This window comes from Halomonas sp. KHS3, assembly GCF_000830495.1.
GTDB lineage: Bacteria > Pseudomonadota > Gammaproteobacteria > Pseudomonadales > Halomonadaceae > Vreelandella > Vreelandella titanicae.
Map to the genome: position 1 here is coordinate 59,063 of NZ_JWHY01000008.1, position 21,954 is coordinate 81,016.

26 protein-coding genes and 1 riboswitch are annotated in these 21,954 nt (G+C 56.8%); of the genes, 10 read left to right on the top strand and 16 right to left on the bottom strand.

The annotated features are described in order from the left end of the window. Position 1: 1 nt before the first annotated feature. From rpsD to yegQ, 6 genes are all read left to right on the top strand, one after another. Complete coding sequence (gene rpsD, locus RO22_RS17360; RefSeq protein WP_008959152.1) at positions 2–622, top strand: 30S ribosomal protein S4; 621 nt, start codon at positions 2–4, stop codon at positions 620–622. 98 nt (positions 623–720) lie between these two features. Beyond that, a complete protein-coding gene (locus RO22_RS17365; protein WP_009288137.1) occupies positions 721–1,716 on the top strand; it encodes a DNA-directed RNA polymerase subunit alpha in 996 nt (331 codons plus the stop codon). Positions 1,717–1,755: 39 nt separating this feature from the next. After that, positions 1,756–2,142: a 50S ribosomal protein L17 gene (gene rplQ, locus RO22_RS17370; protein ID WP_008959150.1), complete on the top strand. Its 387-nt coding sequence runs from the start codon at positions 1,756–1,758 to the stop codon at positions 2,140–2,142. A gap of 331 nt (positions 2,143–2,473) precedes the next feature. Next, on the top strand, positions 2,474–3,805 hold the full coding sequence (locus tag RO22_RS17375; protein ID WP_039860215.1) for a D-alanyl-D-alanine carboxypeptidase family protein: 1,332 nt from the start codon (positions 2,474–2,476) through the stop codon (positions 3,803–3,805). Positions 3,806–3,898: 93 nt separating this feature from the next. Continuing rightward, entirely contained in the window at positions 3,899–4,774 is an 876-nt protein-coding gene (locus RO22_RS17380; protein ID WP_027958798.1) for a DMT family transporter, read from the top strand. Between the two features lie 140 nt (positions 4,775–4,914). Next, the gene (yegQ, locus tag RO22_RS17385; protein WP_009288135.1) at positions 4,915–6,306 is read left to right on the top strand and encodes a tRNA 5-hydroxyuridine modification protein YegQ; all 1,392 of its coding nucleotides are present in this window, start codon (positions 4,915–4,917) and stop codon (positions 6,304–6,306) included. Here yegQ and RO22_RS17390 read toward each other — a convergent pair. The 6 genes from RO22_RS17390 to RO22_RS17415 form a co-directional block, all read right to left on the bottom strand. Next, positions 6,299–7,036: a DODA-type extradiol aromatic ring-opening family dioxygenase gene (locus RO22_RS17390; RefSeq protein WP_009288134.1), complete on the bottom strand. Its 738-nt coding sequence runs from the start codon at positions 7,034–7,036 to the stop codon at positions 6,299–6,301. The genes yegQ and RO22_RS17390 overlap by 8 nt on opposite strands. A gap of 92 nt (positions 7,037–7,128) precedes the next feature. Next, positions 7,129–7,566 (bottom strand): DoxX family protein, encoded by a 438-nt coding sequence (locus RO22_RS17395; RefSeq protein WP_051052153.1) that lies wholly within the window; start codon positions 7,564–7,566, stop codon positions 7,129–7,131. A 78-nt stretch (positions 7,567–7,644) separates the two neighbouring features. Then, entirely contained in the window at positions 7,645–8,565 is a 921-nt protein-coding gene (locus RO22_RS17400; RefSeq protein WP_039860214.1) for a LysR family transcriptional regulator, read from the bottom strand. Next, positions 8,562–9,194, bottom strand: coding sequence for a thiamine phosphate synthase (gene thiE, locus RO22_RS17405; protein WP_039860212.1), 633 nt, complete (start codon positions 9,192–9,194; stop codon positions 8,562–8,564). Before thiE ends, RO22_RS17400 begins: the two co-directional genes overlap by 4 nt. Next, on the bottom strand, positions 9,184–9,993 hold the full coding sequence (gene thiM, locus RO22_RS17410) for a hydroxyethylthiazole kinase (protein WP_039860211.1): 810 nt from the start codon (positions 9,991–9,993) through the stop codon (positions 9,184–9,186). The genes thiE and thiM overlap by 11 nt, the downstream gene beginning before the upstream one ends. 23 nt (positions 9,994–10,016) lie before the next feature. Then, positions 10,017–10,115, bottom strand: a riboswitch (TPP riboswitch). A gap of 54 nt (positions 10,116–10,169) precedes the next feature. Continuing rightward, positions 10,170–10,514, bottom strand: coding sequence for a hypothetical protein (locus RO22_RS17415; protein ID WP_022520854.1), 345 nt, complete (start codon positions 10,512–10,514; stop codon positions 10,170–10,172). Positions 10,515–10,758: 244 nt separating this feature from the next. Here RO22_RS17415 and gloA point away from each other — a divergent pair, with 244 nt between their 5' ends. Together gloA and RO22_RS17425 are read left to right on the top strand one after the other, a co-directional pair. Continuing rightward, positions 10,759–11,295 (top strand): lactoylglutathione lyase, encoded by a 537-nt coding sequence (gloA, locus tag RO22_RS17420; RefSeq protein WP_009288132.1) that lies wholly within the window; start codon positions 10,759–10,761, stop codon positions 11,293–11,295. 9 nt (positions 11,296–11,304) lie between these two features. After that, the gene (locus tag RO22_RS17425) at positions 11,305–11,673 is read left to right on the top strand and encodes a DUF6164 family protein (protein WP_022520853.1); all 369 of its coding nucleotides are present in this window, start codon (positions 11,305–11,307) and stop codon (positions 11,671–11,673) included. Here the strand turns inward: RO22_RS17425 and RO22_RS17430 are convergent. Then, complete coding sequence (locus RO22_RS17430; protein WP_022520852.1) at positions 11,670–12,335, bottom strand: cupin domain-containing protein; 666 nt, start codon at positions 12,333–12,335, stop codon at positions 11,670–11,672. The genes RO22_RS17425 and RO22_RS17430 overlap by 4 nt on opposite strands. A gap of 191 nt (positions 12,336–12,526) precedes the next feature. After that, entirely contained in the window at positions 12,527–13,699 is a 1,173-nt protein-coding gene (ampC, locus tag RO22_RS17435) for a class C beta-lactamase (RefSeq protein WP_039860210.1), read from the bottom strand. A 149-nt stretch (positions 13,700–13,848) separates the two neighbouring features. On the opposite strand from ampC, the gene RO22_RS17440 reads away from it, so the two are divergent. After that, on the top strand, positions 13,849–14,724 hold the full coding sequence (locus RO22_RS17440) for a LysR family transcriptional regulator (protein WP_039860208.1): 876 nt from the start codon (positions 13,849–13,851) through the stop codon (positions 14,722–14,724). 23 nt (positions 14,725–14,747) lie between these two features. Here RO22_RS17440 and RO22_RS17445 read toward each other — a convergent pair whose 3' ends face one another. The 7 genes from RO22_RS17445 to RO22_RS17470 all read right to left on the bottom strand — a co-directional run bounded on the left by RO22_RS17445 (position 14,748) and on the right by RO22_RS17470 (position 20,025). Next, complete coding sequence (locus RO22_RS17445; RefSeq protein WP_009288131.1) at positions 14,748–15,776, bottom strand: metal ABC transporter solute-binding protein, Zn/Mn family; 1,029 nt, start codon at positions 15,774–15,776, stop codon at positions 14,748–14,750. 35 nt (positions 15,777–15,811) lie between these two features. Continuing rightward, on the bottom strand, positions 15,812–16,702 hold the full coding sequence (locus RO22_RS17450; RefSeq protein WP_009288130.1) for a metal ABC transporter permease: 891 nt from the start codon (positions 16,700–16,702) through the stop codon (positions 15,812–15,814). Next, positions 16,686–17,420 (bottom strand): metal ABC transporter ATP-binding protein, encoded by a 735-nt coding sequence (locus RO22_RS17455; protein WP_035539377.1) that lies wholly within the window; start codon positions 17,418–17,420, stop codon positions 16,686–16,688. Before RO22_RS17455 ends, RO22_RS17450 begins: the two co-directional genes overlap by 17 nt. After that, on the bottom strand, positions 17,417–17,566 hold the full coding sequence (locus RO22_RS24785) for a hypothetical protein (RefSeq protein ID WP_162836274.1): 150 nt from the start codon (positions 17,564–17,566) through the stop codon (positions 17,417–17,419). The genes RO22_RS17455 and RO22_RS24785 overlap by 4 nt, the downstream gene beginning before the upstream one ends. A gap of 155 nt (positions 17,567–17,721) precedes the next feature. Continuing rightward, a complete protein-coding gene (locus RO22_RS17460) occupies positions 17,722–18,393 on the bottom strand; it encodes a hypothetical protein (RefSeq protein WP_041158914.1) in 672 nt (223 codons plus the stop codon). Between the two features lie 291 nt (positions 18,394–18,684). Then, a complete protein-coding gene (locus tag RO22_RS17465; RefSeq protein ID WP_041158915.1) occupies positions 18,685–18,990 on the bottom strand; it encodes a hypothetical protein in 306 nt (101 codons plus the stop codon). Between the two features lie 66 nt (positions 18,991–19,056). Then, positions 19,057–20,025 (bottom strand): alpha/beta hydrolase, encoded by a 969-nt coding sequence (locus RO22_RS17470; protein WP_009288119.1) that lies wholly within the window; start codon positions 20,023–20,025, stop codon positions 19,057–19,059. Positions 20,026–20,177: 152 nt separating this feature from the next. Between RO22_RS17470 and RO22_RS17475 the strand changes: the two genes are divergently transcribed. Continuing rightward, positions 20,178–21,206: an acyltransferase family protein gene (locus RO22_RS17475; protein ID WP_009288118.1), complete on the top strand. Its 1,029-nt coding sequence runs from the start codon at positions 20,178–20,180 to the stop codon at positions 21,204–21,206. A gap of 48 nt (positions 21,207–21,254) precedes the next feature. On the opposite strand, the gene RO22_RS17480 is transcribed toward RO22_RS17475, so the two are convergent. Then, on the bottom strand, positions 21,255–21,878 hold the full coding sequence (locus tag RO22_RS17480) for a hypothetical protein (protein WP_009288117.1): 624 nt from the start codon (positions 21,876–21,878) through the stop codon (positions 21,255–21,257). Positions 21,879–21,954: the final 76 nt, after the last annotated feature.

Consider the following 21,954-nt stretch of genomic DNA (forward strand, 5'->3'; position numbering starts at 1 on the left):
CATGGCTCGTTATATTGGACCGAAGTGCAAACTGTCTCGTCGTGAAGGCACCGACCTCTTTTTGAAGAGTGGTGTTACTCCCTTCGAGAAAAAGTGTAAATCCGAGCAGATCCCGGGTGTACACGGCCAGCGTCGTCAGCGTCTTTCAGACTACGGCTTGCAGCTTCGCGAGAAGCAAAAAGTACGTCGCATGTATGGCGTACTCGAAAAACAGTTCCGTAACTACTACAAAGAAGCCGCTCGCCTGAAAGGTGCGACCGGTGAAGTATTGTTGCAGTTGCTCGAATCCCGACTGGATAATGTCGTCTACCGCATGGGCTTCGGCTCGACTCGCTCTGAAGCGCGTCAGCTGGTCAGCCACAAAGCGATTTCCGTGAACGGCCGCACCGTTAACGTTGCTTCCTATCAAGTGAAGCCGGGTGACGTTGTTTCCATTCGCGAAAAGGCGAAAAACCAAGCACGTATTCAAAGCGCGTTGTCCATTGCGGCCAACCGTGGCGATATCGCTTGGATCGAAATCGACGCCAAGAAGATGGAAGGCACTTTCAAGGCTCTGCCTGAACGCGGTGACCTGTCTGCCGACATCAACGAAAACCTGATCGTCGAGCTGTACTCCAAGTAAGCAGTTTTCTGTTTCTTGTCAATCTGGTGCCGGTTTAACGCCCGCGCCAGATCTTACCGAGTACCAAGTATCCGTTTGGCAGCCTGAAAGGTGTTCATATGCAGCGTTCAGTGACAGAGTTTCTCCGTCCTCGCGACATCAAGGTCGAAGAAATCAGCGCACATCACGCCAAAATCGTGCTCGAACCGTTCGAGCGTGGCTTTGGTCACACCCTGGGGAATGCACTACGTCGCATTCTGCTTTCGTCCATGCCCGGCTGTGCCGTGGTAGAGGCTGAAATCGCCGGCGTCGAGCATGAATACAGTGCGCTTGAAGGGGTGCAGGAAGATGTCATTGAAATCCTCCTGAACTTGAAAGATGTTGCGATCAAGATGCACAGCCGCGATGAGGCGGTGCTCACGCTGAACAAGCAGGGCCCAGCCGTCGTCACCGCTGGCGACATTGCGCTTGATCATAGCGTCGAAATCGTCAACCCGGACCACGTCATTGCTCATGTCAATGAAGGTGCCGAGCTGAAAATTCAGCTTAAGGTAGCGCTGGGTCGTGGCTACGAACCGGCTGACGCGCGCGGCTCTGATGAAGAGTCACGTGCCATTGGCCGCCTGCAGCTGGATGCCACCTTCAGCCCTGTCCGCCGTGTTTCCTACTCGGTTGAGGCCGCTCGTGTCGAGCAGCGCACCGACCTCGATAAGCTAATTATCGATCTGGAAACCGACGGTACCCTGGATCCGGAAGAGGCTATCCGTCGCAGTGCGACCATCCTGCAAGAGCAGCTGGCCGCCTTCGTCGACCTGGAAGCTGATAAAGAACAGGAAGTCGAAGAGGAAGAGGATCATGTCGATCCAATTCTATTGCGCCCCGTAGACGATCTTGAGTTGACCGTTCGTAGCGCGAACTGCCTAAAAGCCGAGAATATTTACTACATCGGTGATCTTATCCAGCGCACAGAAGTTGAGCTGTTGAAGACACCGAACCTCGGTAAAAAGTCTTTGAATGAAATCAAAGATGTATTGGCGGCTCGCGGCTTGTCCCTTGGCATGCGGTTGGAAAATTGGCCACCGGCAAGCCTGAAGGACGACAAAGCCTCCGCGTGAGCGTCGACTTGAGTCCCAGTTTGGTAAGGAATTACAACCATGCGTCATCGTAAGAGTGGTCGTCATCTGAATCGCACCAGCTCGCATCGTCAGGCCATGTTCAAGAACATGTCTGTCTCGCTGGTCGAACATGAAGTCATTAAGACAACCCTGCCGAAAGCCAAGGAGCTGCGTCGCGTAATCGAGCCGCTGATCACCTTGTCTAAGCAGGATAGCGTTGCAAACCGTCGTTTGGCGTTTGCCCGCACGCGCTCTAAAGAAGCCGTCGGCAAACTGTTCAACGAATTGGGTCCGCGTTATGCCGAGCGTCCGGGCGGTTACGTCCGTATTCTCAAGTGCGGTTTCCGCACCGGCGACAACGCGCCTATGGCGTTCGTTGAACTAGTTGACCGTCCGGTTGTTGAAGAAGCCGCTGCAGAAGAGTAATCCTCTGCGCCAGGCCTCTTTGGTAGCGAATGAAAACCGACCCTCAGTGGTCGGTTTTTTTTATGGGCGCATTTATCTTCTGTTTTCTACACTTAACGGCGTCTATTCTTCGTACTAATACCCTATACTCGGCCTATTATTAAATTGAGTAAGCGTCGCGTGCCGCTTGGGCAAGCCTTGTGTTGTAGCTTGAGTGTGGCATGGTAGTTAAGCAGCGGCAGGTTGGTTAAACAGCGATTCGAACTAGCGCATTGATAACAAGCAAGGGGCAGGTATGTATGCGAGGATAAAAAGCGCTGCCGGGGGAGCGTCGGCGATAGGGTTTTTGAGTATGCTAATGCTGCTCATACTTGCGATGGTCACTACTGCGCATGCCGACAACCCGCGCTATGCGGGTATTGTCGTTGATCTGGATAATGGCGAAGTGCTTTACGCCGAGAATATTGACGATCAGCGCTATCCTGCGTCGCTTACCAAAATGATGACGCTCTATCTAACCTTTGAAGCGTTAGAAGAGGGTACGCTGCGCTTGGACCAACCCTTGCCGGTTTCCCATTACGCTGCCGCCAAGCCTGCTGTCAAACTGTGGCTGGCGGCGGGCAGCTCAATTCCGGTGGATACCGCTATTCGCGCACTCGCGGTTCGCTCTGCCAATGATGTTGCCGCAGTGGTTGCCGAAGCCCTGGGCGGCAGCGAAGCCCACTTTGCCCAAATGATGACCACCAAGGCACGCGAGCTGGGCATGCATGCCACCACCTTTCGCAATGCCTCTGGCTTGCCGGATGACGGCCAAATCACCACCGCGCGGGATATGCTCACGCTTTCGGTACGCGTGATGCAGGACTTCCCCCAGTACTACCACTACTTCGGCCTGCAAGAGTTTACCTACCGCGGCACCCGGCACACCAGCCACAATCGATTGGTGCGTGACTACCCAGGTGCCGATGGCCTAAAAACGGGGTTCATTCGCGCCTCTGGCTTTAACGTGGCCACTACCGCAGTGCGCGGTGATCGGCGGCTGGTGGGCGTCGTCATGGGTGGTTTTTCATCCCAGTCCCGGGATACCCATATGGCCAATCTGCTGGATCGTAGCTTCTTGCGTGCGTCGCTACGCGACCAGCAAAGCTGGATGGGTGACACCAGCTTCTCGCGGGAATTTATGGCCTTTGCACCCCCTGCTCAGCCGGTGGCACCACAGCAGCCAGCGCCACGCCAACCCCTGCTGGCGGTGGTCGAAACGTCAACATTGTCACCATCGAGTAACTCTACCCCCTCAACGCCGGTTGTCGATCTTGAAGAACAGCTAGCCGATATCGTCACCATTCAGCGCCCCACGCCGGCAAGCGAAGATCCACAGCCCGACCCACTTCAAGCGTTCATTGAGCGTGAACGCAAGATGGCTTCTGTCACTGAAACGGGCGGTGGCTGGGGGGTGCAAGTGGGTGCTTTCAGTCGTGAAGCCCAGGCACGGCAATTGGCGCAGCAGGCGGCTCAGCGGATTGCTCAGACTTTAGGCGGACGCATTGCTGTAGACACGGTAGAGGGCCAAAACCCGGTTTATCGCGCCCGGCTAATGGCATTGGACGAGCAGCGCGCTCGCCAAGCGTGCCGTGAGCTGCACTCCCAAGGTATGGACTGTATGGTCGTTAACGCCAGCTTGTAAGGGGGGGGGGGGCGTCATCMCCCCGCCAATGGCTAATTGGCGGGGTTTTTCTTTTTTGGCACTTTGTATTGACCAGTGAACAGGGAGATCGCGGTGACAACCTCGCTGAAAGGCATACTCTGCATGTGTTTGGGCGTTCTTTTCCTCGCCCTAGGCGACGCTGTTTCCAAGTGGTTAGGTGAAGTGCACTCGCCACTGCAGATTATTTTCTTCCGTGCCTTGGTATCGCTACCGCTGATTGCGCTGCTTGCCCATTTTGCCGGTGGGTTACGCAAGCTGCGTACGAAACGGCCGGGTGTCCATTTGCTGCGCGGATTGATTTATACCGCCACCATGGTCTGTTTCGTATGGGGGCTAACGCTGCTCCCCCTGGCGGAGGCCACGGCGATTGCCTTTGTGGCGCCGCTGTTTGTGACCCTGCTTTCGGTGCCATTGTTGGGTGAGCGCATTGATCCACCGGTGCTGATCGCATCCTTGGTGGGGTTTGCGGGGGTGCTGATCGTGGTGCGGCCCAACGGCGATGCGTTTCAGATGGGCGCGCTGGTATTGGTGGGGGCGGCGCTATTCTATGCGCTGATGATGATTACCGCCCGGCGCTACGGCGCCCGCGAACACCTCTGGGCAATGCTGTTTTACATGACCTGTGTGCCGCTGGTGGTGACCGCGCTAACGCTGCCCTGGGTGTGGCAGACACCCCAGCCGTGGCACTGGGTAGGCTTTTTCGCCTCGGGAGTATTGGGCGTTGCGGCCACCGCTTTCATCACCTTGGCCTTTCGGTTTGCTCCTGCGGCCATCGCCGCCCCGTTTGATTACACCGCCATGCTCTGGGCGGTACTGCTGGGCTGGTGGTTCTGGGGTGAAATGCCGGATCTCTGGGTCTGGGTAGGCAGCGCCTTGATAATGGGCAGCGGGTTAGCGGTGGCGTATCACGACCGTAGGACAACCCTTAAACGTCGTCCTACCGCTTAACTGACGTCACTCTACCGCCACTTTTTGATCTAGGTCACGGAAGCGGTGAGCTTGCCAAAACGGCGGATTTGGGCTGGTTATAATCCTGGCCTTTCATCGCAGTCCGCTGCGAGCCATCGTCCTGATCACGGTGACTGTCTATGCAAGCCCCCGAACGACTGAAGCAAGCTCCCGAACTACTTTCCCCTGCGGGCACCTTCAAGAACATGCGTTACGCCTTTGCCTATGGGGCCGATGCGGTTTACGCGGGGCAGCCGCGCTACTCTCTCCGGGTGCGCAACAACGATTTTAAAATTGATAACTTACATCGTGGTATCGAGTATGCCCATGCCCGAGGCAAGCAGTTTTATGTTGCCTCCAACATTGCCCCTCACAACAGCAAACTGAAAACCTACCTCCAGGATATGGCGCCGGTGATCGAGGCAGGGCCCGATGCACTGATTATGTCGGATCCCGGTTTGATTATGATGGTTCGTGATCGCTGGCCGGATCAACCTATCCACCTCTCGGTGCAATCGAACGTCGTCAACTGGGCTGCCGCCCAATTCTGGCAGCGGCAGGGTATCAGCCGCATCATTTTGTCTAGGGAGCTATCACTGGAAGAGATCGGCGAAATACGCGAACAGTGCCCAGGCTTAGAGATCGAAACCTTTGTTCACGGCGCACTGTGTATCGCCTATTCAGGGCGTTGCCTACTGTCGGGTTATTTCAATCATCGCGACCCTAATCAAGGCACCTGTACCAACGCGTGTCGCTGGAAATACAACACCGTAGCAGCGACCCAGGATGACACGGGCGACTTAATAGCCGCCCAAGGAAGTGGCAGTGCAGCGGTCGGCAGCCCAGACGAGCTTTCGGCGCTGATTGAAGATGTTTCCCGCCCTGGCAAGCTGATGCCTGTGTATGAGGATGAACACGGCACCTACATCATGAACTCCAAGGATCTGCGCGCGGTGCAGCATGTCGCTCGGCTGACGCAAATGGGCGTGGCGTCACTAAAGATTGAAGGGCGCACCAAGTCCCATTATTACGTTGCGCGTACAGCGCAAGTCTATCGCCAAGCCATTGATGACGCAGTCGCTGGGCGCCCCTTCAATAAACGGCTAATGGATGAACTTGAGAACCTGGCGAATAGAGGGTACACCGAGGGCTTCTATCAACGCCATGTGCACGGTGAGTACCAAAGCTATGAGCAGGGGAACTCCATCGGCGTTCACCAGCAGTTCGTCGGTGAAGTGCTGGATTTCGATCCGGCTCGTGGCAGGTTGGAAGTCGAGGTTAAAAATCGCTTTGAAGTGGGGGATGGCATGGAGCTGATGCTGCCAGGTGGTAATCACCGCTTCGTGCTCGAGCATATCGAGAACTTGCGAGGTGAAGCGCAGAGCGCAGCACCTGGTTCTGGGCATCGCGTGCGAATCCCCGTTCCCAAGGTCAGCATTACCCCTGAACAGCTTGAGTTTGCGCTGTTAATGCGTGATCTCAAGCCTTCCAGAGCAGCACAACCTGAATCGTTAGGGGTAGCGATCAGCTAAACGCATAAACGTCCATCGCAAGCACACCGTGCTCTACGCTGTGGTGCAGCTGTTTTGCGTCGCCTCCTGCCCCCATGGCCACCAGCAATGGCTGAAAGTGTTCAGGGGTCGGGTGGTTCTCCTGCGCATAGGGTGCGCGCTCCCAGCTAAGCAGCGCTTCACGATCATTGGCGATAAGGCGCTCGCTTACCCAAGTGGCAAATTCATCTACCCAGGCGGGCACAGGGCTCTCCTGGGGCATGATTTCATACAGGTTATGGGTCAGGCTGCCCGAGCCGATCACCAAAATCCCCTCTTCCCGCAGAGCCGACAGGCGCTCGCCCAGCGTGGCCAGCTCCGCATTGCTCCAGCGCACCGGAAGCGACAGCGAGACAACCGGCACATTGGCGTCAGGAAACATCAGTGAAAGGGGCACCCAGGCGCCGTGATCCAGGCCGCGCTCTACCCGCTCGGCGCCCAGTAACACGGCCAGCCGTTCAGCCAGTTCCGGCTCACCCGGGGCAGGATACTGGCACTCGAAAAGCGCCTGTGGGAAGCCGCCAAAGTCGTGAATGGTTTCTGGTTTGGCGCTGATGCTGACCTTGAGCGCCAGGCTCTCCCAGTGCGCTGAGACTACCACCACCGCCTTGGGCGAAAGCTGCCTGCCCAGTTCGCGTAGAAAGGCATGAGCCGGGGTTTTATTGAGGGCCAGCATGGGCGAGCCATGGGAAATAAACAGACTAGGTAACATGAGTGAGTCTCCTCAGCAGCATGGCCAACGCTGGCGGTAAGCAAGCGCTGGCAATAGGGTTAGGCGATAGTTTTAGGCGATAGTTTTAGGTGTTAGGCGAATCGGTTGCTTAACACCCAGCGGCCGCTGCCCAGGCCCGCTTGCACGATTAACGCCAGCGTCCAGAACACCGGGAATTCCCAACCGCCGCCGGCATTTGAGAACATCCAGCCGTTGCCAAGATGCACCCAAGCAGCGCCGAGCAGTACCGGCACCAGTGCCAGGCTCACCCAGCGGGTGTAAACACCCAGAATCAGGGCGGCTCCACCGCCCACTTCCGCGGCAATGGTCAAGTAGGCCAGAAACCCTGGTAAACCCAGTGATTCAAAATAGCCGACGGTGCCCGGTAGGGTAAATACAAACACCTTGAGCAAACCGTGAGCAAGGGCCATCACACCCAGTGCGACGCGCAGTAGCGAGATGGCCTGGGGTTGTAAAGAGTGCTGTACAGAGGGCTGTAGAGAGGGGGCAGAGTGAGTATGCGTTGTCATCGTAGTAGCTTCCATCGAGTGGTTGATGACGCTACTTTACAGCCGGATCAGATCGAGATAATCAGCGAATTTTGCACATCACTGTTGCGTTATTGGCGATAATCCAATGTTTTGCTCCCAAATCGGCGGATCACCCCATGCCTCGGTGAGCAGGTCGATGAAGCGCTCCACCTTGGCGGGCAGGTAGCGCCGGGCGGGGTAGAGCGCGTGAACATCGAGCCGTACCGCTGGCTCATTAGTTAAGATGGGCACTAAATGCCCGCTGGCGATACTCTCTGTGACCAGAAAGCTGGGCTGCTGAGCGATGCCCAGGCCAGCTTCCGCGGCGTGGGTGAGTACATCGCCGTTATTGCTTTCCAGTGGGCCATTGACCGTCAATGACTGCGTGGCAATCTTCCAGTCAGCGCTCTGTTGGCCGCTGCGGTAGCGTAGGCAGTGGTGCTTGGCAAGGGCTTGAACGCTGTCGGGTTCACCGTGGTTGGCAAGATATTCAGGCGAGGCGCAAAACAGTAGGCGGCACCGCGTCAGTCGGCGCGCCACCAGGCTGGAGTCGGGCAGGCTGCCGATACGGATCGCTACGTCGTAACCCTCTTCCAGCAGGTCGACACGGCGGTCGTTCAAATCCAGGCGCACTTCCAGCGCCGGGTGAGTGTGCATAAATTGCGCGACGAGTGGCGCTAGGTAGCGGGTGCCAAAACTCATCGGCCCATTAACGCGCAGCCGCCCACGCACATCGCTGGTACCTTGGCCCACCTCGGCGGCGGCCTCATCGAGCGCTTGCAGTACCCCTTGGGCGCGTATCAGGTAGCGCTCCCCGGCCTCAGTGAGATGTAGCCGTCGTGTGGTGCGCTGTATCAGTCGCGCGCCCAATGTCTCTTCCAGTGCCATGACCTGGCGGGATACGCGAGTGCGGGAAATATCCAGCGCTTCAGCAGCACGGGTATAGCTACCCAACTCGGCTACCCGCACAAAAGCGACGATATGCTCTAACTGATTCATGACGCCGAATCGGCTTGGAAAATCTGAAAAGCGCGCGCTGCCTGGTAAGGGTCGGGCTGGCCACAAATGGCTGATATCACCGCTAAACCGTTCGCTCCCGCGCGCTGTACGCTAATCGCATGATCCGCTTTCAGCCCACCAATGGCCACGCTGGGCAGTGGGCACGCCTTGACCAGCGCCGCTAAACCGCCAAAGCCGATGGGCTGGGCGTGATCTTGTTTGCTCTCGGTGGCAAACACGGGGCCAATCCCGACATAATCGAGTAGCTCAAACGGAGAGACTTGCAGCTGGGCGATAGTATTGATCGACAGGCCGATAATCGCTTGATCACCTAGCACCCGGCGCGCTTGCTGAACGGCAGCGTCGCTCTGACCGACATGCAGGCCATCTGCCTGGCTTTCTAGTGCCACCTGCAAACGGTCGTTAATGATCAGCGGGACACCGGTGCCCGCCAGAAGCGCTTTTAACCGTTTGGCTTGGGCAATCATCTGTTCGTCGCTGGCATGCTTGTCACGCAACTGCACGATGGTGACGCCGCCTTTTACCGCTGCCTCAACCGTTTGTTCCAAACCATGCTCTCGGCAGAGCGTGGCATCGGTGACCAAGTAGAGCGATAGATCAAGCGGCATGGATTGCCTCCAGTTGGGCATAAGTAGTGAGGTCGTCAGGGGTGAGTTGATACAGCGCATCCAGTAGTGCCACTTGAAAACTACTAGGCCCGTTGGCGTGGCTTCCCGCACGCTCCCCTGTGACCGCAAAGCAGGCCAGCGCGGCTGCCGTTGCACCCAGTGGGGCGTCGCGGTTGGCAGCCACAAATCCCGCCACTAGCGCGCTCAGCCCACAGCCAAGCGTTGTTACGCGGGGCATCAAAGGATGGCCACCGTTAATGCGGTAGTGCTGTGTGCCGTCCGTCACCCAGTCGCTTTCACCGGTCATCGCGACAATACAGCCGTGTTTTTGCGCTAATGCTATTGCAGCGTCCACGGCTTGGTCGGTGGCGGCTGTGGCGTCCACGCCGCGGCCTTGGCTAGCTAAACCGTTAAGGGCAAGAATTTCAGACGCATTGCCACGGATCACGCTGGGTTTAGCGGCCAGCAGCTTCGCGCACAGCGTTTGGCGATAGCGCGTGGCGCCAACGGCGACGGGATCTAATACCCAGGGAATGGCATGCTGATCGGCAGTCGCTGTGGCGGTGAGCATAGCGTCAGCCCAGTGGGCAGAGATCGTACCGATATTAATCGACAGCCCCGCGGAGATAGCCGTGAATTCAGCCACTTCTTCAGGCGCATGCAGCATGGCGGGCGACGCGCCGGTGGCTAACAGCAGGTTGGCAGTGCTGTTCATGGCCACATAGTTGGTCATGCAGTGAACCAGCGGTGTCAATGAGCGCAGCGTCTCAAGGTAATCGCCAAGCGGGCGTAGGGTCATAGCATCCTCCCGGCAGGGAGGTGGTAAGCGTTACCACGACTCCCTACGCCGGTGTTATCCGGTTCAGGTTCAAAGGGTGCTTCTCAGCCCAACCGTAACGGAGGGCGCCCCTGTCGAGGGATTACTATCCTTGCCTGAAGTAGCCCTGTAAAGCCCCGGATGCGGACGATAGCAATCTAACGAAACGAAATACGCGTACCGTAGGTAAGCATTTCATCAGGTGTCATCGCTTTACCCTCGACCCCAATCATCTCGTCACCACACTGGTCGGCGAAGGTTAGCACGCCGTGGGTCAAGCCCAGTTGGCCCAGGGTATCGCGGATTTCGCCCGTGCCCAGAAAAGTACTGACGTGGCCCTTGTTATCGCTCAGCTCAGACACGCCGTTAGCATGGTGAAAACGCACTTTGTAGATTCCATCCATCGACTCGACTTCAACAATCGGCGAAAAACCGTTGTGAAGCGCATTGGAAAGCTGTTTTAGCGTCAGGTGGTCACCCAGCGTCATATCGATCGCACTCATGGAAAACTCCTGTGGACGCCTCAAAGGTGGGGCATCACTCATGTTGCGGGAACTGCTTTTTGTAAAGCTTATGAAGAATAAGTGTAGGGTTTTTGTTTAGTATTGCCAGTGCGCTTATCGGCACCTCGATACGACACTGCCTACGTGCTTGTAAGGGCTGTTATTATGGCCATAAAGCCCCCATGGTAAGCGGTACGTGAAGCTCAATGGATTCAATGATCAACATCAGCGATAGGAGAGCAAAATGAGTTTTCAAGGCGAGCAGCATCCCGGCGTCGTGGCTACGCCGCCCCAAACTCAAGGGTTTCGTTTAAACCACACCATGCTGCGGGTGAAAGACCCTGAGCAGGCATTGGCGTTCTACTCAAAAGTGTTTGGTATGCAGGTGATGCGGCGGCTGGATTTCGAAGAGATGCAGTTCTCGCTCTACTTCCTGGCCAACCTGGAACCCAGCGACAGCGTTCCGGACGATGCGCAAGCGCGTACCGCCTGGACGTTTAGCCAGAAAGGGCTGCTGGAGCTGACCCACAACTGGGGGACTGAAGACCAGGAAGATTTCGCCTATCACGATGGCAATGCCGAACCCCAGGGCTTTGGGCATATCTGCTTCAACGTACCGGATTTGGCAGCGGCCCAGGCGTGGTTCGACGAGCATGACGTCACCTTCGTCAAACGCTCCGATCAGGGCAAGATGAAAGATGTTATCTTCGTTAAAGACCCGGACGGCTACTGGATCGAAGTGATTCAGGCAGACCTGATGGTGGGGAAGAGCGACTCTTGAGGCACGCCAATGGCTGAACTACTGTTCCGGCTGCGCCATGTGACCGACGAAGAGGCCATGGAGGTGCGTGACCTGCTCGCTGCCCATGGCTTTGATACCTATGAAACCCAGGCGGGCTTTTTCCGCCTGGGCGTTGACGCGATTTGGCTGCGCAATCCACATCAGCACGACGCTGCCATCGCGGCGTTAGAGGCCTACCAGGCGGAGCGCCTTGAGCGCGCCCAACGCGAGCACCAGGCGGCGGTTGAGCGGGGTGACGCGGAGACGCTGTGGCGTCGTTTGGCCGCTCACCCGGTGCAGGTCGTGTTAGTACTGCTAGCAGTGGGGCTTATTGCCGCCCTTACGCTGCTGCCGTTCCTGGGTATGTCGCGAAGCTAAGCGGCTGGCAGATGGCCGCGTTTGAGGTACATCATGACGCCATCATCACCGGCGGTAAGTGCCGGAGCAGAACCGCTGGGGTAGCGGCACCAGGTGCCTGCCGTGTAACTCTGTTCGCTATCGCTCAGTGTGCCTTCCAGAATCAAAAACTCCAGCCCGCCCAGCAGCGTGGGGTAGGTAATGGAGGTGCCCGCCGACCAGCGCTCCAGGCTGGTGCGCTCCTGCTTGTAGGTGTGCAGCATTTTATAGGCAATGCGCGGGCGTCGATCAGGCTGCCAGGGCAGCCGATGCGCTGGCACTGCCAACTGTAGCGTGTCGTTGGGGTCAAACTGGTGCAGTTTGACAAATATCAGCGCGCCTTCCTCGCCAATTTGCGGGGTATGGCCGGTGCCAATGGGGTTTCTTAAGTAGCTGCCCGCCGCGTAGCGCCCATGCTCATCGGCGAACACGCCTTCCAATACCAGAATCTCTTCGCCGCCGCCGTGGGTATGCCGCTCAAACTTTGTATTGGGGGCGTAGCGCACAAGGCTGGTAGCGCGAGCAACTTCATCACCAATCCGGTCAAACATCATGCGCTCTACCCCCGCGCTGGGGGAATCGACCCACTGATACTCTTCCGGGGTAACACAGGCAAAGTGGCTAAAATCGGCGTTTAGACGCATGGGAAAGGGCTCTTCGCAGTGAAGGTAAGTGACGGGGGAGGGTGCTAGTCTCCTTATCGACAGCAAAAAATGCAACTTTCGGTTGTTTGATCTTCGTTATATCGCCATAAAAAACACCCCAACCATTGGACGAATATCCAACGATTGGGGTGCAGTTCACGAAGGCGGCATCAGGTTGTCTGGCTGCTTGCTTAGGGCGCTTCAGTCAGCTTGGTAAGAATATGGTGTGCAGCTTCGATGCGCGCCTGATTGGGGTAGTTGCGGTTAGCCAGCAGCACAATGCCGATTTGCTCGCTGGGTACAAAAGCCACGTAGCCGCCAAAGCCGTTGGTAGCGCCGGTTTTGTTATAGAGCGCTTCCTGCCTGGGGGCTAGCGGTGGGGTTAAGCGGTTGGCGGGGTTGGGCTGCAAAATCATCTCAAGCGAGTTGCCTACCAGCAACTGATCGAGCGCCACCGGGTAGGCATAGCTTTCCCACCCCAGTCCTTGGGTCATATTGCCGACCTCAAAGTACCCCGTGCGCGTAGCGGCCAAGGCTTGGCTTAGTGGTTCATTAAGCTCAGCACCACTCATATTGGCTTCCACCAGCGTTAGTACGTCTGCAGCAGTCGATTTCAATCCGTAGGCCTGGGCATCCAGCATGCCTGGGTTCACCCGAATGGGTTCATCCTCTTTAGAGTAACCGTAGGCATAGTTCGCCTGCTGCGCTTCAGGCACCTGAAAGTAGCTATGCTCAAGCCCTAACGGGGTAAACAGCGCTTCCTCCATCGCCATCTCGAAGGGCTGACCAAGGCTTTGTGCGGCGAGATAACCGAACAGGCCCAAGCTCGGGTTGGAGTAGAGCCGATGGCTGCCAGGGGCGGATTCAGGCTGCCACTGGCGGTAGTAGTCGATCATCGTCTCTTCGCTTTGAACCGACTCAGGGAACTGCAGCGGCAGCTCGCCCGCCGTGTAGGTTCCCAGTTCCAGCAGCGTGATCTCATCGAAGGCGCTGCCTTCAAGTTCAGGCAGGTAGCGGCTGGCCGGGTCGGAAAGCGAGAGGGCGCCACTAGTCTGGGCATAGCCAGCGAGTGCAGCCGTGAAAATCTTGCTGACAGAGCCGAGTTCGAACAGCGTCTCATCGGTGACTGGAATCCCCGCTTCTTGATTGGCGAGGCCATAATTAAAGTAGTGCTGTTGGCCGTTGAGGCTAAGCGCGACCGCCATGCCGGGGATACGGTGTTCGGCCATCAAAGGCGCGATAGTATCGTTCACCAGGGCCTCAATGTCGGCGCTTTCAGGCGTGCCGGAGGCCCAAGCAGAGCCGTTGAGTAGAAGCGAACCTGTCATGATAAGGCCGCAGTTTGCTGCTAACATCTTACGCATACCAAAATCCTGTTGTGAATAATGCCGAGAGAGGGCGGAGAGTTATTTCCAGTCGCAAAGCCCGTGACAGTGGTTAACTTACGGCGCGCTGCGGCAATTCACAAACAGCGATATTTTGCATAAGCCATTAGAAAAATTTGGGGGTCAAGGTGGTGCGTCCCTACCTGCCGTTGAAGGCGCTGCGCGCGTTTGAGGCGTCGGCCAGGCATTTAAGCTTTACCCGCGCGGCAGAAGAGCTTCATGTGACCCAAGCGGCGGTAAGCCATCAGGTTAAGCTGCTCGAAACGCTGTTGAAGGTGCCGCTGTTCAAGCGTTTGCCCAGGGGGCTAATGCTTACTCAGGAGGGCGAACTGCTGCTGCCGGTATTGAAGAGTTCATTCGACCAGATAGCCCACACGCTGGAGCGGGTGGGCGAGAGCAGCTATCGGGAGGTATTAAACGTCGGCGTGGTGGGGACTTTTGCCGTCGGCTGGTTGCTGCCGAGGCTGGGAGATTTTCAGCGCCAGTACCCTTACGTCGATTTACGGCTCTCCACCCATAACAACCGAGCGGATATTGCCGGCGAAGGGCTGGATTTTGCGATCCGCTTTGGCACGGGGGCCTGGCACGGTACCGCGGCACAGCCGCTACTACCGGCGTCACTCTCGGTAATGTGCATACCTGATATCGCCGCGCGGCTGAACACCCCAGCCGATGTGCTGGGGGAAACCTGGCTGCGCTCTTATCGCGCCGATGAGTGGACAGAGTGGCTATTGGCGGCAGGGCTACCACGCAGCTTTCCGATGACCAACAGCATTGTGTTTGACTCTTCCATCGCCATGGTGGAAGCAGCCCTACAAGGGGCAGGCGTGGCGCTGGCGCCACCGCTGATGTTTCCCCGCCAACTAAACAGCGGCGCACTGGTACAGCCTTTCGACACCGCTGTCAGTCTGGGCGGTTACTGGCTGACTCGCCTGCAGACACGCCCCGAAACCCACGCCATGGCGTCCTTCCGGGAGTGGCTGCTCACGGCCATTAATGCCTGAGCAGCACTATTGACGTTAACTGCTTAGTGGCTGTGACCATGATCATCGTGGTCGTTATGACCCGGCTGGGCCAACGCGTCGTGCAGCACATGGGCATTGTGGCGCATCATACCCAGATAAGTGCTCGCTTCACCCTCTGCTGCCAGCGCATCGGCGTAGAGCGTGCCCGCAATGGGCAGGCCGGTCTCTTCGGCGAGCTGGGTGATGATCGACTGGTTGGTCATGTTCTCGTGGAACAGCGCCTTCACGTTCTCCTGCTCAATCACATCCACTAGCGCCGCCATGCTGGCGCCACTGGGGTCGGCTTCCGTGGAAAGCCCTACTGGAGAGAGGAAGGTCACCCCGTAGGCGCTTGAGAAGTAGCCAAAGGAGTCGTGGCCGGTAATCACGCTGGTGGAGGCCGGGATCTCGTCAATCAGCGCACGAATCTCGTCGTCTACCTCGGCCATTTCCTGTAAATACTGCTCCGCATTGGCGCGGTAGGCATCGGCGTTATCGGCGTCGGCGGCGATTAAGCCATCGCGGATATTGGCGATATACACCTCGGCTTGATGCATATCCTGCCAAGCGTGAGGGTCTTGATTGCCATGGTCATGCCCCGCGTGCTCATCGGCATGCTCTTCGTGGTCATGGTCGTCGTGCCCATGGTCGTGCTCGTCATGATCATCATGGCCGTGCTCTTCATGTGCAGCGAAAGAGAGCGGTTCAATACCATCGGTCGCGGTGACCATCGGCCCGTTGTAGTCGCTGGCGCTAATCAGGCGCTCCATCCAGCCCTCAAACAGCAGACCGTTGAAAACGACTAAATCGGCATTGGCCAGGGAGCGTGCGTCGCCAGGGCTGGGGGAGTAAACGTGGGCATCGCCATCGGCAGCCACCAGCGGGGTCACCTCGACATGCTCGCCGCCTACGTTTTCCACCATATCCGCCAGGATAGAGAAACTGGTCACCACCTGAACGCGCTCATTAGCCATGGCAGCAGGCAGAGCCAGCATAGCGGAAACACCGACTAACCAGCGCGAAGGCCGAGATGATAAATAGGCAAGCGACATACAACACTCCTTACGATAAACATGAAGACTGATAATTAAGCCCCTTGCTCCACTTCAAGCGGCGTGGTTTTACGCCTCAGCTTGGCTGCCAAGCTGTGGTAGCGACCAAACAGGGCCGAAAAGAGATAACCGAACCCCGCCAGCAGAATAATGCTCGGGCCAGAGGGGATATCCAGATGAAAAGAGAGCAGCAGGCCACCGGTGCTCGCTACCATGGCCAGCACAATAGCGATGCCGATCAAGCCCTCCAGGCGTTTGCTCCAAAAGCGCGCCGAGGTGGCGGGCAGCATCATCAGTCCCACCGCCATTAGCGTACCCAGGGTTTGAAAGCCGGCGGTTAGGTTCAGCACCAGCAGGCCCAGGAAAACGCTGTGTACCCAACCGCTGCGGCGGCTTTGGCCACGTAAAAACAGCGGGTCCAAACACTCCACTACCAGGGCGCGAAACACCACTGCCAGGGTCAGCACAATCAACGTACTGATACCCGCGATTAGCAACAGCGCGGTGGAGTTGATCGCCAGAATCGAGCCGAACAGCACATGGGTAAGGTCAACGCTGCTACCGCCCAGCGAAATCAGCATCACGCCTGCGGCTAGCGAGATAATAAAAAAGCTCGCCATGGCGGCATCTTCGCGTTGGCCGCCCATTTTTGAGACCGCCCCCGCCAGCAGCGCGACCATTAAGCCAAATAGCACCCCGCCAATGCTCATAATCGGCAGCGAAAATCCCGCCAGCAGGAACCCCAGCGCGACACCGGGCAGAATCGCGTGGGCCATGGCATCGCCAATCAGGCTCATACCGCGTAGCACCAAAAACACACCCAGCGGCGGCGCGGCCAACGAAAGCGCCAAACCACCCACCACCGCGCGGCGCATAAAGCCGTAATCGAACGGGCTGACAAACCACGCATTAAGCAGATCCAGCATGGCGTCCTCCCATGGTAAACGGCACTACCTGAGCGGGTGCGTGTTGATGGGTCAGCGCACTGGGCGCGACCCAACGGCCATGGCCGCCGTTTAGCATCAGTACTTCATCGGCCAGGCGGCGCAGGTGATCCATATCGTGCAGCACGACAATGATCGTCGCGCCGTCGTCCGCCATTTGGCGCAGGATACGGATCAAAATATCCACGGTTTCGCTATCCACGTTGGCAAACGGCTCATCAAGCAGCAGTAGCTCGGCTTCCTGCATTAGCGTACGGCCGATCAGTGCACGCTGGCGCTGGCCACCGGAAAGTTCGCCCAGCGGGCGGTGGGCCAAGTGCGAAATACCCAGCCGCGCCATAATCTCGCGGCCTTTACGGTAGTGCCCTGCACAATAGCCGGTTAACGCGCCGTGGCTGGGCCAGCTGCCGGTCATGACTAACTCTTCCACACTCATCGGGAAGGTGAGATCCAGCGCCAACTGCTGTGGCAGCCACGCCCGGCGCTCTTTTGCGACGGTGCAGACCACTTCGCCGCTAATGGGCCGAAGTTCGCCCATAATGGCCTGAATCAGCGTGCTTTTACCGGCGCCGTTAGCGCCAATCAGCGCGGTAATCGCACCCGGCTTAAAGTCGCCCTCGATATGTTCCAGCACCGTGCGGCGCGCCTGGGCCAAATGCAGGTTGTGCAGCTGTAAGCGTGATAAAGAGCGTTGACTCATCCTAACCACCCGCTAGCCCAAACCACCAAACCCCACAGCGCCAATAGCGGCACGGCAACAAACAACAGCCGTTTAACAGCCGATAGCGACATCAAGGAGAAGTGACAAGGGCCCTCCTTGTTATGGCGGTGCGTATGCTCACTCATCAAGCGGCCTCGTATAATTTCAAATAGGTTATAACATAACGTTTGGCAAAGCCAAAAAATTGCTGAGTATTTTACTCGTTCACGCCGCGCTAGCAACGATAAAGCGCTAGCGGAAAACCGTCGCCAGCGCTTTAAGGGAATAACCGTAGGGTGTATCAATAGCGCCAGGTAGCACCTAGCTGCTGCGGCGCTACATGCAGCGCGTATTCACCGGGAATAGTGATCGGCCCCAGCGATAGATTAGCGGGTTGGAAGCGATTAATCGCAGAAGACGCCTGATTCGGCTGTGTCCAAATTTGTAGCTCATTCACCAGCATGCCGGTAGCAAAGTTGATAGCACCATCACTTTTTCTGCCATCGGCGGCAATCACTGCACCCGCCACGCCATTCACCACTAGCGAACTTATCTGGGCACCCCAGCCGCGGCGCTCACGCTCTGCCTGGGCGAGCTGCAAGCCTAGCGCCTGTACGCCGCTTAAATCGCCACTGGCTTTCAAACGCTCATATTCGGCCAGTGCCTCGGGGTGCGGCTGGCGGTCGGTCAGCATACCACCCAAGGCCAGCGCTGATTTCACCACACCCACCCGTGCATCAAAGCGGTCATCCGGATCGCTCGCCTCGCTGGATTGGTAAGCGTTCACCGCCAGACTGGTGGCGTAAATGCCCGTCCAACCCCACTGCCAAATATTAGCGTGGCGTGCGCCGTCCTCAAACACGTCATCGTACTCACTCCACTGTCCCTCGGTTTGAGCCTGGACGTGTAAAGAGACAGGCAGAGTGATCACCAAGGTGGTAATCAGCGCGGCAAAAAGACGAAAAGCATGCATGGTGAAGTGCCTATATAGGGGGAGCAGTCGCGCTAAGCGTAGCACGCAAAACAAATGAGACGTGGGGGCAGGGTGTAGAAGTGTGCGCTGCCGCCCAGCCAGTATGGCTATAGATTTAAGGTATGTGCCCTTGGCACTGCTGCGCCTGAGGCTGACGCCGCGCTACTAGTAGCTTGAACGCTTCATTGTATTTCGCCATGAAAAACACCCCAATCGTTGGATGAATGTCCAGCTTTTGGGGTGCAGTTCACGTTGGGTGGCTTTCGCTGAATTTCGATCAATGCTAGGGCTTTAATCTTCTTGCGGCGGTGTTTCTAGCGCGCGTTTGTCGTCGGGTACCCGGACGATATGGCCGACTTCCAGCTTGTTGTGGCTTTGATGGCGGCTGCCGTCGGTGTCGATGATGGCGGCGACTTCACCGATGCTGACGGCGTCATCTTCTCGGTAGGCTTCTACTTTAACGCGCACCATGGCGCCTTGGTAGCGTGCGGAAATGATGTCGCCCGGGTCGGGTTGGCTGCTTTGATCCGGGTGTTTTTTAAAGTACTGCATAACACTGGCGCTGCCGGGTTCGTCCCATTCGATATGCTGATGCATCGCTGTCTTCCTTGTCTTGTTGAATGACGTGATGAGTGTAGTTTCAGTGTAGTGCCTTCAATGGGGTTATGTATGCTGTTCATCCTCCGCCCTGTTGGTCTCCACCTCTGGGCTGTTTTCTTGTCCCACGTATTGAAAGAGAAAGTTTAGCGCTGCCGGTAGGCTGGCGCGCCATACTTTCCATGTATGGCCACCGGGGTAGAGGTCGAGGCGCACATCGTTGGGCTGGATGCGTTCCATGGCTTGGCGCAGTATGCGGGCGTGAAATTCTGCATCATAAACGTCGCTACGCCCGGCGCTGATATACAGCGGTACGGGGGAAAGGTCGCCCTCATCTTCGGTACCGCGGGGGGTTACGCGCAGGCGATACTCTTCCAAGTAGTTGGTGTAGTTAAGGTTTTGCCACAGCTCGCGATCAAATCGACCCTGGTCATTGATAAATGAGGGGTGGCGCCAGGCGGTGGAGTTACGCGGCGGCAGGGGGGCGTAGCTGGCGGGGCTTAGCGCGGCTACCGCGGCAAACAGTTCAGGCCGTTCCAGGGCAAAGTTGAGTGCGCCGTAACCGCCAGCGGAATAGCCTGCCACGCCACGCAGGTGGCGCTCTTGTCCCACGCGATAGGTTGCTTCCACATGTGGCATTAGGTCGTTAAAAAATGCGCTGCGGGCGGGTTCGTTGTGGCCATCTACCCACCAACTGCGACTGCCGGGCATAATGAAAACGGCCGGAGGAATATGCCCGGCAGCGATTAACCTATCCGCCACCTGCTGCAAGTTGCCGCGAGAAACCCAGTCGCGGTCAGTGTTAAATGAGCCGTGCAGCATATAAACGACCGGATACGCGTCTGTCGCTTGGGCGTCATAATTGTCGGGTAAATAAATACTGTAGGGGTAGTCGTAACCTAGCGTGGGCGAGAAAAACTGATGGTGTTCAACCTCGCTGGCTAGACTATGGCCACTGAACGTTAGCCAGCCAATAAATGCCGTAAGTAGGGAGTGAAATCGGTACGAGAATACTGGTGGCTTAGGGATGAACACGTTTCCTCCGGGAATTAAAACTGTTCAATGGGGTCGGACAGCGCGAAGGCTTTTATTGTTCATCATAGCCATATAAGACAGTCAGTTAGCATAGTCATTCATCATCGCCATGCAAAATGCCAGGGTAGGAGTAGGTCGAGGCGGGAGGCCCAATGCGCAAAATTGAAGAGATCTATTGGTTGCGTGCTTACGGCTGTATAGCCGTTTTTTTGTTTCACTTACTAGATCATGTCAATCAGCGCCTCGATAATGTTGCCACCGATTTGATGCGCATACCGCTGGTGTTGGGTACCCCGATTTTCCTGTTTATTGCGGTCTTTGTGTTTGCCGTTCGCTACGATAAATCCGTGCCGGAAGGATTCCTTGCCCAGCGCGTGAAGTATGTAATGGTGCCCTATTTTGTGTATGGCTTTATTTATTCGACGGCTGAATGGCTAAGCCAACAGCCATCGGATGAACCGGTGGGGTTCGTGGCCAACGCCATTGAGTATTATGTGTACGCGGGCTGGCATGGCTATTTTTTGATTATTGCGATGCAGTTTTATGTGGCCTATTGGCTGTTTACCCGTTGGCAGCTGTGGCGTTTGAACCCGGTGCCGTGGCTGTGGGGCGCTTGTGTGATCAGCATGGCGTATTGGGGGTTGGCTTACTGGTTTGAGGTTGACCTGCCCGGCTATCTGCTGTGGATTGCTCCACTGGGTTGGATCTATGTGTTTTTTCTTGCCCTGGTGCTGGTGCGCTACTACCCGCTACCCCCTGAGAGCGTGATGCTGGCGCGGCCTGCCTGGATGCAGCAAATGGCCCGCCCGGTCTGGTTGGTGCTAATGGTGGCGCTGATTATTGCCGCGACCTTTGCAGGTTGGCTGGCCTTCTCTTCCAAAGAGGTGTGGGTCATTCCTTTCTTCGTGCTGTTCACGCTGTGTGCCATGCGCTACTTGGCCGGGCGTCCTGCGCCTTTGTGGGTGCGCCACATTAATGCGTATTCGTTTGGCATTTACTTGGCTCACCCCATGTTCTTTGTGCTCGCTGATCTGGCTGTCGAGCCGTTGTCGTTGCCCATTGGCGTGTATGCACTGGCGCTTATGGCGGTTGGTGTGGTGGGGTCAGTGGGGCTTAATAAGCTCGCCAATACCACGACACTGGGCGCCATGCTGTTCGGCAAGCGATTAAAGGTAAGCTAGTCAGAGAGTGGCGGTGGATGGTATCTGTGGATAGCGGCAGAAAACGCATTATAGGCGTGGAGTGAAAGCCGTAGCCGGGGGGTTAGGTAGAAAAGGGTTTTCTGGCTCTTTCGTTAGTCTAAGCAGGTTTCCGTTGTAGGTTTTTAAACGCGTAGGGCAGGCGTGTAAACGTTGCAGAAAATCGTCGATCGCGCTGTTATCGTCCAGCTCAGGGTCAAACCCACCCAAGCGTTCTAGCCAGGCTCGCCTCACGGCAATGTAGGGCGGCAAAAGTAAAGCACTGGCCAATAAGCGCCGCAGGATGCGTTCCGACAGCGATGGCCGGGTGAGGCCAATAATCAAGGCGTCAAGGGTGTAAGTGTTGAGCTGTGAATAGAGTGCACACCAAAGCTCCGCAGGCAGTGGTTTTTTCTGTAGCGCAATGATGAGCCACTCTGCTTGGCTGGTAAACGCGGCTTTATTCAAGCGAGCCCCCAGCGGCCTTGATGGTGTAATCAGCGAATGAGCATGGTAGCGCTGTTCAATAGCACTCAGGCGTGCTTGCGCTTGAGTGGCTGTCACCAAAATGGGCAGCAAGTGGTCGGCGACACCGGATTCACGTATGGATTTTAAGTGGCGTGGCAACATTTCACCCGTCACCATGGCATCAACGATAAAGCAGACCGATCCCATTTGCCGACTCCGATTGTAAGCAAATCTATCAAATTGTAATTTATTGTAGTATCTGGTTTATTTGCGTAGCAAGTAA

What these genes read in the sequence shown, in the direction of transcription:
- rpsD (WP_008959152.1), top strand. Translation starts at nt 2, where the DNA reads ATGGCTCGTTATATTGGACCGAAGTGCAAACTGTCTCGTCGTGAAGGC.
- RO22_RS17365 (WP_009288137.1), top strand. Translation starts at nt 721, where the DNA reads ATGCAGCGTTCAGTGACAGAGTTTCTCCGTCCTCGCGACATCAAGGTC.
- rplQ (WP_008959150.1), top strand. Translation starts at nt 1,756, where the DNA reads ATGCGTCATCGTAAGAGTGGTCGTCATCTGAATCGCACCAGCTCGCAT.
- RO22_RS17375 (WP_039860215.1), top strand. Translation starts at nt 2,474, where the DNA reads ATGCTAATGCTGCTCATACTTGCGATGGTCACTACTGCGCATGCCGAC.
- yegQ (WP_009288135.1), top strand. Translation starts at nt 4,915, where the DNA reads ATGCAAGCCCCCGAACGACTGAAGCAAGCTCCCGAACTACTTTCCCCT.
- RO22_RS17390 (WP_009288134.1), bottom strand. Translation starts at nt 7,036, where the DNA reads ATGTTACCTAGTCTGTTTATTTCCCATGGCTCGCCCATGCTGGCCCTC.
- RO22_RS17395 (WP_051052153.1), bottom strand. Translation starts at nt 7,566, where the DNA reads ATGACAACGCATACTCACTCTGCCCCCTCTCTACAGCCCTCTGTACAG.
- RO22_RS17400 (WP_039860214.1), bottom strand. Translation starts at nt 8,565, where the DNA reads ATGAATCAGTTAGAGCATATCGTCGCTTTTGTGCGGGTAGCCGAGTTG.
- thiE (WP_039860212.1), bottom strand. Translation starts at nt 9,194, where the DNA reads ATGCCGCTTGATCTATCGCTCTACTTGGTCACCGATGCCACGCTCTGC.
- thiM (WP_039860211.1), bottom strand. Translation starts at nt 9,993, where the DNA reads ATGACCCTACGCCCGCTTGGCGATTACCTTGAGACGCTGCGCTCATTG.
- RO22_RS17415 (WP_022520854.1), bottom strand. Translation starts at nt 10,514, where the DNA reads ATGAGTGCGATCGATATGACGCTGGGTGACCACCTGACGCTAAAACAG.
- gloA (WP_009288132.1), top strand. Translation starts at nt 10,759, where the DNA reads ATGAGTTTTCAAGGCGAGCAGCATCCCGGCGTCGTGGCTACGCCGCCC.
- RO22_RS17425 (WP_022520853.1), top strand. Translation starts at nt 11,305, where the DNA reads ATGGCTGAACTACTGTTCCGGCTGCGCCATGTGACCGACGAAGAGGCC.
- RO22_RS17430 (WP_022520852.1), bottom strand. Translation starts at nt 12,335, where the DNA reads ATGCGTCTAAACGCCGATTTTAGCCACTTTGCCTGTGTTACCCCGGAA.
- ampC (WP_039860210.1), bottom strand. Translation starts at nt 13,699, where the DNA reads ATGCGTAAGATGTTAGCAGCAAACTGCGGCCTTATCATGACAGGTTCG.
- RO22_RS17445 (WP_009288131.1), bottom strand. Translation starts at nt 15,776, where the DNA reads ATGTCGCTTGCCTATTTATCATCTCGGCCTTCGCGCTGGTTAGTCGGT.
- RO22_RS17450 (WP_009288130.1), bottom strand. Translation starts at nt 16,702, where the DNA reads ATGCTGGATCTGCTTAATGCGTGGTTTGTCAGCCCGTTCGATTACGGC.
- RO22_RS17455 (WP_035539377.1), bottom strand. Translation starts at nt 17,420, where the DNA reads ATGAGTCAACGCTCTTTATCACGCTTACAGCTGCACAACCTGCATTTG.
- RO22_RS24785 (WP_162836274.1), bottom strand. Translation starts at nt 17,566, where the DNA reads ATGAGTGAGCATACGCACCGCCATAACAAGGAGGGCCCTTGTCACTTC.
- RO22_RS17460 (WP_041158914.1), bottom strand. Translation starts at nt 18,393, where the DNA reads ATGCATGCTTTTCGTCTTTTTGCCGCGCTGATTACCACCTTGGTGATC.
- RO22_RS17465 (WP_041158915.1), bottom strand. Translation starts at nt 18,990, where the DNA reads ATGCATCAGCATATCGAATGGGACGAACCCGGCAGCGCCAGTGTTATG.
- RO22_RS17475 (WP_009288118.1), top strand. Translation starts at nt 20,178, where the DNA reads ATGCGCAAAATTGAAGAGATCTATTGGTTGCGTGCTTACGGCTGTATA.
- RO22_RS17480 (WP_009288117.1), bottom strand. Translation starts at nt 21,878, where the DNA reads ATGGGATCGGTCTGCTTTATCGTTGATGCCATGGTGACGGGTGAAATG.